A 13,186-nucleotide genomic window follows, 5' to 3' on the forward strand; every position below is an offset into this window, starting at 1 on the left:
GCCGAAAGGCGGCGTCTTCAAGGCGCCGCGATCGCCCGGTGAAAGGTAACGGATTACATGCCCCGAGGTTTCCACCGAATGGGCGGCGCAGCAAAATTATCCTGTATCAGCGGTCGAGAATATCCCCGTCCGTCGGCACGAGAATCTCGCGTTTGCCGGCATGGTTGGCAGGGCCGATGATGCCCTCCTGTTCCATGCGTTCGATCAGCGATGCCGCACGATTATAGCCGATGCCGAGCCTGCGCTGAACATAGGACGTGGAGGCCTTTCCGTCACGCAGCACGATGGCAACGGCTTGGTCATAGGGATCTTCGGAATCGGAAAGATTTGCCGTGCCGGCGGGACCGCCACCATAATCACCATCCTCGTCGTCATCGGCTGTGATGGCGTCGAGATATTGCGGCGAGCCCTGTGTCTTCAGATAGGAGACGATCTCCTCGACCTCGACGTCGGACACGAAAGGACCATGGACGCGCTGGATGCGGCCGCCGCCGGCCATATAGAGCATGTCGCCCATGCCGAGCAGCTGTTCAGCGCCCTGTTCGCCGAGGATCGTGCGGCTGTCGATCTTGGAGGTGACCTGGAAGGAAATGCGGGTCGGGAAGTTCGCCTTGATCGTACCAGTAATGACGTCGACCGAAGGACGCTGCGTTGCCATGATGACATGGATACCGGCCGCACGCGCCATCTGCGCAAGGCGCTGCACGGCACCTTCGATATCCTTGCCTGCGACCATCATCAGGTCAGCCATTTCGTCGATGATCACGACGATATAGGGCATCGGCTGCAGATCGAACTCCTCGGTCTCGTAGACCGCTTCGCCGGTCTGCCGGTCAAAACCGGTCTGCACCGTGCGCGAAATCGTCTCCCCCTTGGCCAGCGCCTGCTCGACGCGCGTGTTGAAGCCATCGATATTGCGCACGCCGATCTTCGACATCTTCTTGTAGCGCTCTTCCATCTCACGGACGGTCCACTTGAGCGCAACGACCGCCTTCTTGGGATCGGTGACGACGGGCGAAAGCAGATGCGGGATGCCGTCATAGACGGAGAGCTCGAGCATCTTCGGGTCGATCATGATGAGACGGCACTGTTCCGGCGTCATGCGGTAGAGCAGCGACAGGATCATGGTGTTGATGGCGACGGACTTACCCGAGCCGGTCGTACCGGCAACGAGCAGATGCGGCATCTTCGCAAGATCGGCGATGACGGCTTCACCGCCGATCGTCTTGCCGAGCGCCATTGCGAGCTTTGCCTTGGAGCCTTCGAAGTCGCGCGACCCGATCAACTCGCGCAGATAAACGGTTTCGCGCGTCTGGTTCGGCAGTTCGATACCAATTGCGTTGCGGCCCGGGACGACTGCGACACGAGCGGCGATCGCGCTCATCGAGCGGGCAATATCGTCGGCAAGGCCGATAACGCGGGACGACTTGATGCCGGGCGCCGGCTCCAGTTCGTAGAGAGTGACGACGGGGCCGGGGCGGACATGGATGATCTCGCCCTTGACGCCGAAATCCTCAAGCACGCCTTCCAGCATGCGGGCATTCTGCTCCAGCGCATCGGCCGAAAGCGTGGAATCGCGCACGACATTCTTGGGCTCGGCGAGCAGATGCATGGAGGGAAGCTGGAAACCTTCCGGCCGGATGAACGAACCCTGCGCCTCGCGTTCGACGCGCGCGCCAGGCTTCGGGCGAGCCGAGGCGGGAATGACGCGCGGCTCGGGCTTGGCGGACGATTTCGCCGGTGCGCGGATCATCCAGTCATCGTCATCATCGTCGGGCAGGATATCGGCCGGACGCGGCGGCATGTCGACATAGAACGGCGAATCGTCGTCTTCGTCCTCATCGTCGTTGAGTGAAATAGAGGGCGTCGAGACGACGCGGCGGCTCGATGTGGCACGCGCCTCCATGGAGGGATCCATCCGCTCGCTCCGCGCGGCGGGCTTGGCGCGCACCGGCTCGTTCAGCGTACCGAATTCATCGTCGTTGAAATCATAAGGCGATTCGAAATCACTCTGGCGGCGCTTGCGCGGACCCATGCCGAAAAGCCGACGGAAACGGGCCTGGTTCATGTACCAGGCATGTGTCATGGCACCGCTAAAGGCCATCCAGCGGGACCCATCGTCGTCTTCATCCTCTTCGCCGACAACGCGCGCCTTGCTGCGCGTATCGACATAATCCTCTTCTTCGTCTTCCTCCTCGTCGAGCTCGCTGCGGCCGACGATACCGGCGGCAAAGAGCATCATCCAGGCAGTCGGGATAGCGAAGACGCAGCCGACAGCCATAGCGAAAACGCCGGTCGGATAAGCGCCGACAAAGAGCGCCGGAAAGCGCAGGATCATGTCACCGATAACACCGCCGATACCGTTCGGGATCGGCCAGGTGAGCGGCGGCGGGAAGCAGCCGATGACGGCGGACGAAAGCACCGTGCCGGCAAGCCAGGCACCGGCACGTGCCGGAATGCGGCTGATTCGGCGGCCGGAGATCAGCGCCAGCGCCCAGGCAACGATCGGCAGCATCGAAACGACGCTTGCCAATCCCAGGAACTGCATGGCGACGTCGGCAAAGGCAGCACCGCTATAACCGAGCACATTGGTCGGCAGGTTGCCGGTAGCGTAGGAATAGCTGGGATCGGTGACGTTCCATGTCGCAAGCGCCGCTACCGCGAGCGCCAAGAGCAGGAAGACCGCAAAGCCCATAAGGGCCTGGATCTGCCGCAGCATGAATGCCGAGAAGGAGAACCGGTCAGGACGGCCGTCCATTGCCGGAGACGTGCTTCTTGCCATGTGTCTAACCCGTCCAATGCCTGTGGGCACGCGAATCGCAAATGCTTCGCCGCGCCAAATGCGTCCGCTCCACCTAATCAAAGTAGAGTTAAAGCGATGTTAACCATGCATATGCCGGATCGCTAAAAAGAAAGAGGCCCGAACCTTGTCAGGTCCGGGCCAAGAGCGGCTTATGGTTAGATAGGCCGCGACGGGCCGTTCAGCGGCGCCCTTATGCCGGGCGCCGCAAACCCTGTGATTAAGAGTGGTAGGCAGCTTCGCCATGCGTTGCGAGGTCGAGACCTTCGCGCTCGGCTTCGACCGAAACGCGCAGACCGATGATGACATCGACGATCTTGTAGAGGATCGCCGAGCCGATGCCCGACCACAGAAGCGTCGTGAGCACGCCCTTGGCCTGGGCCAGGACCTGCGTTGCCGTGCCGGCATAGGAGGCAGCGAAATCGGCCGTCGAGTAGTCGACGATACCGGCGCCGCCGAGGGCCGGGTTGACGAGGATACCGGTGCCGAGAGCACCGATGATGCCGCCGATGCAATGGACACCGAAGACGTCGAGGCTGTCGTCATAGTTGAACTTGTTCTTCACGACGTCGACGAAGAAGTAGCAGACCGGCGAGACGATGAGACCGAGAACGATCGAACCCATCGGGCCGGCAAAACCTGCCGCCGGAGTGACGGCGACGAGGCCGGCGACGGCACCGGAAGCGGCGCCAAGCATGGAAGCCTTGCCGCGAGCAAAGCTCTCGACGATGCACCAGGACACGGCGGCGGCGGCCGTCGCAACGAAGGTGTTGATCATGGCGAGCGATGCATAGGCATTGGCTTCGAGGTTGGAGCCGGCGTTGAAGCCGAACCAGCCGACCCAGAGCAGCGATGCGCCGACCATGGTGAGCGTCATCGAGTGCGGAGCCATGATCTCCTTCTTATAGCCGGTGCGCTTGCCGAGCATGATGGCGCCGACGAGACCGGCGATACCGGCATTGATGTGAACGACCGTGCCGCCGGCGAAATCGATTGCGCCATAGGAGAAGATCAGGCCGGCCGGCGAGGTGTAGGAACTCGGACCGCCCCAGAACCAGACCATGTGCGCCATCGGGAAGTAGATGAAAGTGACCCAGAGCACGACGAAGAGCATGACGGCCGAGAACTTGATGCGCTCGGCGAATGCACCGACGATCAGGCCGGGCGTGATGCAGGCGAAGGTCATTTGGAATACGATAAAGGTGTATTCAGGGATGGCGACACCCTTCGAGAAGGTTTCTGCGAGCGATGACGTGTTGACCCCGGCGAGGAACGCCTTGGAGAAGCCGCCGACGAAGCTGTTCAGCGAGCCACCATCGGTGAAGGCGAGCGAATAGCCGTAGGTCACCCAGATCAGCGCCACGACGGCGGTGATCATGAAGACCTGCATCAGCACGGAGAGCATGTTCTTGGCACGCACGAGGCCGCCGTAGAAAAGTGCAAGACCCGGGATCGTCATCAGGAGGACGAGCGCCGAGGAGACGAGCATCCAGGTATTGTCACCCTTGTCCATGGTGAAGGCCGGAGCAGCGGCTGCAGCATCGGCGGCTGCCGGGGCTGCTTCCTGCGCGAAAGCGACGACCGGCGCCAGGAGAGCGGCCGAAAGGGCGCCTACCCGTGCGATGTTGGAGGAAAACTTCGAAATTGACATTGGAAATAGCTCCTTGATCTGCCGTTCTTTTTACAGCGCTTCTGAATCGGTCTCGCCCGTACGGATGCGCACGGCATGGTCGATCGAGTAAACGAAGATTTTGCCGTCGCCGATCTGGCCGGTCTTGGCAGATGCTGCGATGGCCTCTACCGCCTTGTCGACGATTTCGGATGCAACCGCGATTTCGATCTTGAGCTTCGGCAGGAAGCTGACCGCATATTCAGTGCCGCGATAGATTTCGGTATGCCCCTTCTGGCGACCGTAGCCCTTCACTTCGGTCACGGTCAGGCCCTGGATGCCGATCGCCGTGAGGGCTTCGCGGACCTCATCGAGCTTGAAAGGCTTGATAATGGCCATCACAATTTTCATCTGGTTTCCCATCCTTCGTTATCCTCGGCGCGGAGCCGACTCTCCTTGCCGCTGACGGTTTCTTCAACAGCGACCGGCGATAGACATTCAAAGGGCGTGCCAGATTCGTGACAGTCTTTAAGTTATTGAAATATAAAGGATACAAGGGAGAGCGCTAATAAACAGGCAAATGATTGGCCAATAAGCGCACAAATAATGCGCAAATTTATAAATATGCACATTATTTATTCATTTGCCTTTTTCCGAATCAAGCCCTCCTGCGCGACCGACGCGATCAGGACACCGGACCGTGTAAACAGGCTACCACGGGTCAATCCCCGGGCACCTGAGGCCGACGGACTGTCCTGCGTATAAAGCAGCCAGTCGTCAAGTTTGTCCGGCCGGTGGAACCACATGGCATGGTCGAGACTTGCGACCTGCAAATTCTGATCGAAGATGGACGTTCCATGGGCATGCAGCGATGCATCAAGCAGCGTCATGTCCGAGAGATAGGCAAGTACCGCGGCCTGATAGAGCCGGCTGTCCGGCACGGGACCGGTGGCGCGCACCCAGACGTCCTGCCGCGGCTCGAGCTTCTCACGCGTGAAGTAATGTTTGAGCGAGACCGGTCGAATTTCGATCGGTCTCTCGCGCTCCCAGTATTTGCGCACGGCCGCCGACGCATGGGCGAGATACTGTTCCTTGATCTGCTGCTCGCCGAGCAGCGTTTCCGGCATCGGCACAGCCGGCATGTGGATCTGGTGGTCGAAGCCCGGTTCCTCGACCTGGAAGGAGGCCGACAGCGCAAAGATCGCCTTGCCGTGCTGGATCGCGACGGCCCGGCGCGTATTAAAGCTCGATCCGTCGCGAATGCGCTCGACCTGATAAATGATCGGCACGGAGGGATCGCCGGGGCGCATGAAATAGGCGTGCAGAGAATGAATGAAACGTTCGCCCTCGACCGTGCGATGCGCCGCCATCAGTGCCTGTGCGATCACTTGCCCACCGAACACCCGCTGCCAGCCAACCTGAGGGCTGCGGCCGCGAAAGATATCGACCTCGATCGGCTCGATATCCAGCGTCGAAATCAACGTTTCCATGGCGGTGGGCTTGCCCGTCTGCTCCGTCATTTTGTTCGGCTCCCGGCGGTAGGAAGTGGCAATCTGATGATCTATATAGATCGCATCTGATCGTAGAAAGTAACAGGAGCAGGCGATGCTGGATTTGCTGGTTGTGGGCGGAGGTTATGTCGGCCTGTCCGTGGCTGTCGCTGTCAAGCAGGCGGCACCTCACCTTGACGTCGCCGTCGTCGAGGCAACGGCGGAACATGTCTGGAAGACGGACATGCGCGCCTCCGCCATCATCGCTGCGGCAACGAAGATGCTCGAGGTCTTCGGCATCTGGGACGAGATCGAACCGGAGGCCCAGCCGATCAGCAAAATGATCGTGACAGACTCCAAGATGTCCGATCCGGTCCGCCCGATCTTCCTGACCTTCGACGGCGAAGTGGCCGATGGCCGGCCATTTGCCCACATGATCCCGAATGTCGTCATGGTCGGCGCGCTGCGCGGCGCCTGCGAGCGGCTCGGCATCGAAATCCGCCATGGCCTCAGCGCCACGGGGCTAAAGACAGGCGATGCCAATATCGAGGTCAGCCTATCCAACGGCAGTACGCTGCAATCGCGCTTGCTGGTCGCTTGCGACGGCGTGCGCTCCAGACTGCGCGACTTTGCCGGCATCAAGACCGTGACCTGGGATTACGGCCAGTCCGGCATCGTCACCACCGTCGAGCATGAGCGCCCGCACCATGGCTGCGCGGAAGAGCACTTCCTGCCGTCCGGCCCCTTTGCCATCCTGCCGCTGCGCAACAACCGCTCATCGCTGGTCTGGACCGAGCGAACGAATGATGCCGCTAGGCTCGTCGCCGCGGACGACCTGGTTTTCGAAGAGGAACTGGAACGCCGCTTCGGCCACAAGCTCGGCGCCCTCAAGGTCGTCGGCGATAAGCGGGCATTCCCGCTCGGCCTCACGCTCGCCCGTTCCTTCATCGCTCCGCGCTTCGCGCTTGCCGGCGATGCCGCACATGGCATCCATCCGATTTCCGGCCAGGGCCTCAATCTCGGCTTCAAGGATGTGGCGGCGCTTGCCGAAACCATCGTGGACGCCGATCGACTCGGTCTCGATATCGGCGCCATCAACATTCTGGAGCGTTATCAGAGCTGGCGCCGTTTCGACACCTTCCGCATGGGCGTCACGACCGATGTGCTGAACCGGCTCTTTTCCAACGACATGGCACCGATCCGAATCGCCCGCGACTTCGGCCTAGGCATCGTCGATCGCCTGCCCGGTCTGAAGTCCTTCTTCATCGGCCAGGCGGCGGGAACCACAGCCAAGGACAATCCACGGCTGCTCTCAGGCGAAACGATCTGACATTACTCGTCAGTCTTCGAGTGCGCGCGCCTCCGAAACCAGCATGATCGGAATGCCGTCCCTGATCGGATAGGCAAGCCGCGCCTTTTCCGAGACCAGCTCATTGTGCTCGCGATCGTAGGAAAGCCGCCCCTTGGTCAGCGGGCAGACGAGAAGTTCGAGAAGTTTCGGATCAACCCGGCTCAGCTTTTCGTCCATGGCATCCTCTACTGCAGCACGGTGTCGGAATCGCCAAAAACGCGGGCGAGAACGATTTCAGTAATGGCGATCAGGGTTTCCGCCCTGGTTTTCAAGTCGGGTGCCTCAAGCAGCGCCTGCTTCTCAGCCGGGCCGAAGGGCGACATCATGGCGAGCGAATTGACGAGGGTAAGATTGCTGGCACGCTCCACGCTCTCCCAGTCCGCCTCCAGCTTGTTGGCGTCGAGATAGGCCTTGAAGGCCGTCAGCAGGGCGTTGCGGTCGACGGCATCCTCCTCGTTTTCGGCAGAAAGATCGGAAATGAACGGCGCTATGCGGAAAGTACGGAACGGCTGGCCATGTGATCGCTCCTCCAGCAGCCGGAAGCGGCACACGCCTGTCAGCGAGACGATATAACGCCCATCGCCGGTTTCAGCATAGGACGTGATGCGGCCAAGGCAGCCGACGGCCGCAAGCTCCGGCGCATGTGCCTTGTCCTCATGCTCGCCGTGCGCCGGCTGCACCATGCCGATCAGACGGTTTCCGGTGAGCGCCGCATCGAACATCGCAAGATAACGCGGCTCGAAGATATTGAGAGGTAACTGCCCGGCAGGCAGGAGAAGCGCACCTGTCAGGGGAAAAACAACAATTTCGTCCGGTAAATCACCGGGCTTCAGATATCTGGCATTGCCCACTTGCATGAAGACTGGTCCCGCACTCTTGCGGTGGGCGTGTCCAACACGCCCACCCTGACGAGAAATGTGGTGCCCTTGTCCGAAAACGCAAGGGTGAAGGCGGCAAACTCAGGAAAACAGGATCGAGGAAAGCTTGCGGCGGGCCGAAACAGTCGCCGGATCCTTGAAGCCCCAGACCTCGAAGAACTGCAGGAGCTGGCGTCGCGCACCATCATCATCAAAGGCGCGATCCTTGCGCATGATGAAGAGCAGGTGTTCAGCCGCTTCCTCGCGTTTGCCCTCGACATTGAGGATCTTGGCGAGTTTCAGGCGGGCTTCGTGATGATCCGGGTTCAATGCCAGCTCGCGCTCCAGGGCAATGGGATCGCCGAGCTTGCGGGCTTCTTCGATCTGGTCGAGCTTCTTCAGCACCGCCTGGATGCCGGCATCCTTGGAAGCCTCTTCCGGCAACTCGCTCAGCATCTGGCGGGCCTCGCCATGCTGGTCGGCTGCGATCAGGCACTCGGCCATGCCGGCAAGCGCCTTCGCATTTTCCGGATCAGCCTGAAGGATGGCACCATAAAGCTGACCCGCTTCATTGATATCTCCAGCAGCCAGCGCTTCGGAGGCCTGCGCCAGATAAGCTTCGATTTCTGCGGTCTCATCAGCACCCGCAGGACCTGCGAGGCGATCGATGAACTGGCGAACCTGGCTTTCCGGCACCGCCCCCATGAAACCATCGGCCGGGCGGCCATTGACGAAGGCGATGACGGCCGGAATGGACTGGATGCCAAGCTGACCGGCGATCGAAGGATGATCGTCAATGTTCATCTTGACCAGTCTGACGCGGCCCTGACCTTCATTGACGACCTTTTCCAGAACCGGCGTAAGCTGCTTGCACGGACCGCACCAGGGCGCCCAGAAATCGACCAGCACCGGCTGATTGCGCGATTCCTCTAGAACATCCTTCGCGAAATTCGCCGTTGTGGTGTCCTTGATATAGCCACCGGCCGCTGTCGCAGGCTGGGGTGCTGTACCGTAGCTCGCCGTTGCCGACATCTGGTTGCCGAAAGAACCGTTGTAGGGATTGTCGCTGCCGCTCATGGATATCTCCCGCCGCGCCGATCTGCCGGCGTCTCTTGTAGCGCTAAAATCGTATGTCAGCACGTCACTTTCAAGACAAGCGGCTTATGCCCCGTCGCTTCCATAAATCGTATCAGGTCGGCACTGCCGATCGAAGTGGTCGCGTCGTTGGAGAGCGGATGGCAGTTGATGATGTCGTCATGCATCAGATCCGCATCGAGCACGAAGGTGACATTGTTACCGGTATCGTTGATCGCACCGAGCGCAGTAACCGCGCCCGGAATGACGCCCAGATATTCCATCAACTTTTCAGGCTTGCCGAAGGACACGCGGCCGGAGGCACCGATGATGGTGTGGACCTGCTTAAGGTCGACAGCGGCATTTTCCTCCACCGTCAGCAGGAAATAACGATCTTTCTTGTCCCTCACGAAGAGGTTCTTGGTGTGGCCCCCGGGAATCTCGTCCCGCAGCGCCACCGATTCGGCAACAGTGAAGACAGGGGCATGATCTTTGGTGCTGTGGGCGATGCCGATTCCGTCGAGAAAGGCGAAAAGATCCTGGCGAGTCTTGGGCTTGTTTTCGGTCATCGTCATTCCATCAGACAGGAAAAGGTAGATTGGATTGTCTGCTTACGTCCGCCTCATCAACTTGGCAATCTTCAGGACCGACGCATTGCCCTGCATTCGCGGCGTTTCCGAAGCCGGTTTTCCACCGCCAAAACTTTTCTTCGTTTTTCCGTCATTTCCCTGTTGCATTTGAAAATCGTTTGGGCGATATAGCGCCCGTCGCCGCAAGGTGGCGCCCACGGTCCGCTACTTACTACCCCGGACCGGCGTGGATTTGAGCGGGTGTAGCTCAGGGGTAGAGCACAACCTTGCCAAGGTTGGGGTCGAGGGTTCGAATCCCTTCGCCCGCTCCAGTTTTCCCAATATGGCTTACGCATACCGGAGCTTAAAACGTCTTTATGACGTGCGCTTGGTGTTGCCACCGGCCGCGCAGTGAATCGCCATCACCGGCTTCGTCAGGACAAAAGCAGGCCAAGTATCAATCGATACCCGATGCCGGAAGGCATGCGTTGCTCCTTCGGTCACCTTTCCGCAGACAAATTTGCGGCGTTCGATTGATCCAACTCAATGCAAAATGCGGTAGTATCCGATTAGGCTTCTTGAGCTTTGTTGGGAGAATTCTTCGCGCAAGCGGTTACCTATGCCTACCTCTGGTATAGGCAGAGGAAGATTCCCATCGTTCAGACCTGCGGTGGATCGATATGCTCGTCAAAGATGTAATGACGACAACGGTTGTCACAGTATCACCTGACAACAACGTTCGGCGGAAGGTGTCCGTGGTGTCCGCGGCGTGGTGGAGCATTTCCCGGAATCTCCTCCTCAATAATACCCCAGCATCGACATGAGACTGCATCGGCCTTCGTGAAACAGGCCAACGAGATTCAGCAATGTTATTTTGATTGGGAGACTCAGATGGCTTCACCTGAAACGGCAGTCATGAACAAACCAGCCTCAATCGCGTCGTCTGGAAAGACCCCGCTTTCCACTGAGGAACTCCGCCTGATGGACGCCTATTGGCGGGCATCGAACTATCTGTCTGTTGGGCAGATCTATCTGCTCGACAATCCTTTGCTCAAAAAGCCTCTCGCACGCGAACACATCAAACCGCGGTTGCTCGGCCATTGGGGAACCTCGCCAGGCCTGAACATGCTATATGTGCACCTTAACAGGGTGATCAAGCGAGACGACCTCAACATGATCTATGTGATCGGCCCTGGCCATGGCGGACCGTCGCTCGTTGCACATGCCTATCTGGAGGGGACGTACACCGAATTCTACCCGAATATTGGTCAGGACGAGGAAGGCATGAAGCGGCTGTTCAAGCAGTTCAGCTTTCCTGGTGGCATCCCGAGCCACGTTGCTCCCGAAACACCAGGGAGCATACATGAAGGTGGCGAACTCGGTTATGCGCTCAGCCACGCCTATGGAGCAGCCTTCGACAATCCCGATCTGATCGTCGCCTGTGTTGTCGGTGACGGGGAGGCTGAAACCGGACCGCTTGCGACGGGATGGCATGGCAACAAATTCCTCAATCCAGCCCGTGACGGATGCGTTCTGCCGATCCTGCACCTCAATGGCTACAAGATCGCCAATCCCTGCTTCCTTGCCCGTATTCCCAAGGAGGAATTGCTGAAGTTCTTTGAGGGCATGGGATATGCGCCCCTCTTCGTGGAGGGCCATGAGCCAGACAAGGTGCAGCAACAGCTTGCCGCGGCCATGGACACCGCCGTCGCCAGGATCAAGGCGATCTGGTCGGAAGCGCGGGACAAGGGAAATGTCAGCCGGCCGGCGTGGCCGATGATCATCTTCCGCACGCCGAAGGGCTGGACCTGCCCGGAGGAAATCGACGGCAAGAAATGCGAAGACTATTGGCGCTCGCATCAGGTTCCGATGGGCGACATGGACAAAGCGGAACATATCAAGGTGCTTCGTCACTGGATGAAGACCTACAGGCCCGAAGAACTTTTCGACGACGATGGCAGACTGCGTGCTGAACTGGCCGCGCTGGCACCGACCGGACATCGCCGGATGAGCGACAATCCGCACGCAAACGGTGGTCTGTTGTTACGAGATTTGAAGATGCCGGATTTCCGCGATTACGCCGTCTCGGTTCCCAAGCCCGGATCGGTGACCGCAGAATCCGCTCGCGTCATGGGCAAGTTCCTGCGCGATGTGATGAAACTGAATCTTGGCAGCAAGAACTTTCGGCTGTTTAGCCCCGATGAGAACAATTCCAACCGTTGGCAGGACGTGCTGGAAGTGACGGATCGCTGCTATATGGCCGAGATCTACCCCGAGGACGATCATCTGTCGCCCGACGGCCGCGTCATGGAGGTCCTGAGCGAGCATCAATGCCAGGGCTGGCTTGAAGGCTATCTGCTGACTGGCCGTCACGGCTTTTTCTCCTGCTACGAGGCGTTTATTCACATCATCGACTCGATGTTCAATCAGCACGCCAAATGGCTGAAGGTGTGCAACCACATCCCTTGGCGGCGGCCAATCGCCTCGCTCAACTACTTCCTGAGTTCGCATGTGTGGAGACAGGATCACAACGGCTTTTCTCATCAGGATCCGGGCTTCATCGACCATGTGATCAACAAGAAGGCAGAGATCATCCGGGTCTATCTTCCGCCGGATGCCAATACGCTCCTGTCCGTTACCGATCATTGTCTGCGCAGCCGCAACTATGTGAACGTGGTGGTGGCGGGCAAGCAACCCGCCCCGCAATGGCTCACGATGGATGAGGCCATCAAGCACTGCGCCGAAGGTCTCGGTATTTGGGAATGGGCCAGCAATGACCGGGACTCGGAACCCGACGTGGTCATGGCCTGCTGCGGCGATGTGCCGACCTTGGAGACGCTCGCAGCCGTACAGCTGATCCGTGAGCACCTTCCCCAAGTGAAGGTGCGGGTCATCAATGTCGTCAATCTGATGAAGCTGCAGCCCTCGAGCGAACATCCTCACGGACTTTCGGATCCTGACTTCGACGCGTTCTTCACAAAGGACAAGCCGATCATCTTCGCATTCCACGGATACCCCTGGTTGATCCACCGGCTGACTTATCGACGAACCAACCATAAAAACCTGCACGTCCGAGGATATAAGGAAGAGGGAACAACCACGACGCCGTTCGACATGGTCGTTCTGAACCAGCTCGATCGCTTTCATCTCGTCGAAGACGTCATCGATCGGCTACCGCAACTTGGCGCGCGCGCGGCCTATTTCAAGCAGGCAATCCGCGGGAAGCTGATCGAGCACCGGCAATATATCGAGGCGCATGGTGATGATATGCCTGAGATCAGCGGCTGGGCATGGGGCGTCAAGAGCGCGGGGAAAATGAAGGCGGCGACCTCCACAGAGGGAGACAATGCCTAATAGACGCGTTGCGCGTAAACGATCATGCCGGCAGGCGTCCGGCCAAGGCCGCCTCCGGTTGTCCGACGAAACCATCTGATCT

The 13,186-nt window shown here is 59.4% G+C and carries 10 protein-coding genes and 1 tRNA gene; 3 read left to right on the forward strand and 8 right to left on the reverse strand.

Translation table 11 applies throughout. The features are described 5' to 3' along the window. Nucleotides 1-106: 106 nt before the first annotated feature. The 4 genes from FHT82_RS20010 to tesB all read right to left on the reverse strand — a co-directional run bounded on the left by FHT82_RS20010 (nucleotide 107) and on the right by tesB (nucleotide 5,929). Complete coding sequence (locus FHT82_RS20010) at nucleotides 107-2,782, reverse strand: DNA translocase FtsK (RefSeq protein ID WP_183734437.1); 2,676 nt, start codon at nucleotides 2,780-2,782, stop codon at nucleotides 107-109. 238 nt (nucleotides 2,783-3,020) lie between these two features. After that, complete coding sequence (locus tag FHT82_RS20015) at nucleotides 3,021-4,451, reverse strand: ammonium transporter (RefSeq protein ID WP_183734438.1); 1,431 nt, start codon at nucleotides 4,449-4,451, stop codon at nucleotides 3,021-3,023. Nucleotides 4,452-4,481: 30 nt separating this feature from the next. Beyond that, nucleotides 4,482-4,832: a P-II family nitrogen regulator gene (locus tag FHT82_RS20020; RefSeq protein WP_007814595.1), complete on the reverse strand. Its 351-nt coding sequence runs from the start codon at nucleotides 4,830-4,832 to the stop codon at nucleotides 4,482-4,484. A gap of 212 nt (nucleotides 4,833-5,044) precedes the next feature. Continuing rightward, the gene (tesB, locus tag FHT82_RS20025) at nucleotides 5,045-5,929 is read right to left on the reverse strand and encodes an acyl-CoA thioesterase II (RefSeq protein ID WP_183734439.1); all 885 of its coding nucleotides are present in this window, start codon (nucleotides 5,927-5,929) and stop codon (nucleotides 5,045-5,047) included. Nucleotides 5,930-6,014: 85 nt separating this feature from the next. On the opposite strand from tesB, the gene FHT82_RS20030 reads away from it, so the two are divergent. Continuing rightward, nucleotides 6,015-7,229 (forward strand): ubiquinone biosynthesis hydroxylase, encoded by a 1,215-nt coding sequence (locus tag FHT82_RS20030; protein WP_183734440.1) that lies wholly within the window; start codon nucleotides 6,015-6,017, stop codon nucleotides 7,227-7,229. Nucleotides 7,230-7,238: 9 nt separating this feature from the next. On the opposite strand, the gene FHT82_RS20035 is transcribed toward FHT82_RS20030, so the two are convergent. From FHT82_RS20035 to FHT82_RS20050, 4 genes are all read right to left on the reverse strand, one after another. Then, nucleotides 7,239-7,427, reverse strand: coding sequence for a Trm112 family protein (locus FHT82_RS20035; protein ID WP_183734441.1), 189 nt, complete (start codon nucleotides 7,425-7,427; stop codon nucleotides 7,239-7,241). Between the two features lie 8 nt (nucleotides 7,428-7,435). Beyond that, on the reverse strand, nucleotides 7,436-8,107 hold the full coding sequence (locus tag FHT82_RS20040) for an LON peptidase substrate-binding domain-containing protein (protein WP_183734442.1): 672 nt from the start codon (nucleotides 8,105-8,107) through the stop codon (nucleotides 7,436-7,438). Between the two features lie 102 nt (nucleotides 8,108-8,209). Beyond that, the gene (trxA, locus tag FHT82_RS20045) at nucleotides 8,210-9,184 is read right to left on the reverse strand and encodes a thioredoxin (RefSeq protein ID WP_183734443.1); all 975 of its coding nucleotides are present in this window, start codon (nucleotides 9,182-9,184) and stop codon (nucleotides 8,210-8,212) included. 56 nt (nucleotides 9,185-9,240) lie between these two features. Further along, nucleotides 9,241-9,750, reverse strand: a complete 510-nt coding sequence (locus FHT82_RS20050; RefSeq protein WP_183734444.1) for a prolyl-tRNA synthetase associated domain-containing protein — start codon at nucleotides 9,748-9,750, stop codon at nucleotides 9,241-9,243. Between the two features lie 257 nt (nucleotides 9,751-10,007). On the opposite strand from FHT82_RS20050, the gene FHT82_RS20055 reads away from it, so the two are divergent. Further along, nucleotides 10,008-10,082 (forward strand) — tRNA-Gly (locus FHT82_RS20055). A gap of 559 nt (nucleotides 10,083-10,641) precedes the next feature. Beyond that, entirely contained in the window at nucleotides 10,642-13,104 is a 2,463-nt protein-coding gene (locus FHT82_RS20060; RefSeq protein WP_183734651.1) for a phosphoketolase family protein, read from the forward strand. Nucleotides 13,105-13,186 lie beyond the last annotated feature (82 nt).

Origin of the sequence: Rhizobium sp. BK275 (genome assembly GCF_014193555.1) — a bacterium.
In the GTDB taxonomy this organism is placed as follows: Bacteria; Pseudomonadota; Alphaproteobacteria; order Rhizobiales; family Rhizobiaceae; genus Rhizobium.

Excerpts from the sequence above, each read along its gene's own strand:
- FHT82_RS20035 (WP_183734441.1), bottom strand. The coding sequence starts at position 7,427 with ATGGACGAAAAGCTGAGCCGGGTTGATCCGAAACTTCTCGAACTTCTC.
- FHT82_RS20015 (WP_183734438.1), bottom strand. The coding sequence starts at position 4,451 with ATGTCAATTTCGAAGTTTTCCTCCAACATCGCACGGGTAGGCGCCCTT.
- FHT82_RS20020 (WP_007814595.1), bottom strand. The coding sequence starts at position 4,832 with ATGGGAAACCAGATGAAAATTGTGATGGCCATTATCAAGCCTTTCAAG.
- FHT82_RS20060 (WP_183734651.1), top strand. The coding sequence starts at position 10,642 with ATGGCTTCACCTGAAACGGCAGTCATGAACAAACCAGCCTCAATCGCG.
- FHT82_RS20050 (WP_183734444.1), bottom strand. The coding sequence starts at position 9,750 with ATGACCGAAAACAAGCCCAAGACTCGCCAGGATCTTTTCGCCTTTCTC.
- tesB (WP_183734439.1), bottom strand. The coding sequence starts at position 5,929 with ATGACGGAGCAGACGGGCAAGCCCACCGCCATGGAAACGTTGATTTCG.
- FHT82_RS20010 (WP_183734437.1), bottom strand. The coding sequence starts at position 2,782 with ATGGCAAGAAGCACGTCTCCGGCAATGGACGGCCGTCCTGACCGGTTC.
- FHT82_RS20030 (WP_183734440.1), top strand. The coding sequence starts at position 6,015 with ATGCTGGATTTGCTGGTTGTGGGCGGAGGTTATGTCGGCCTGTCCGTG.
- FHT82_RS20040 (WP_183734442.1), bottom strand. The coding sequence starts at position 8,107 with ATGCAAGTGGGCAATGCCAGATATCTGAAGCCCGGTGATTTACCGGAC.
- trxA (WP_183734443.1), bottom strand. The coding sequence starts at position 9,184 with ATGAGCGGCAGCGACAATCCCTACAACGGTTCTTTCGGCAACCAGATG.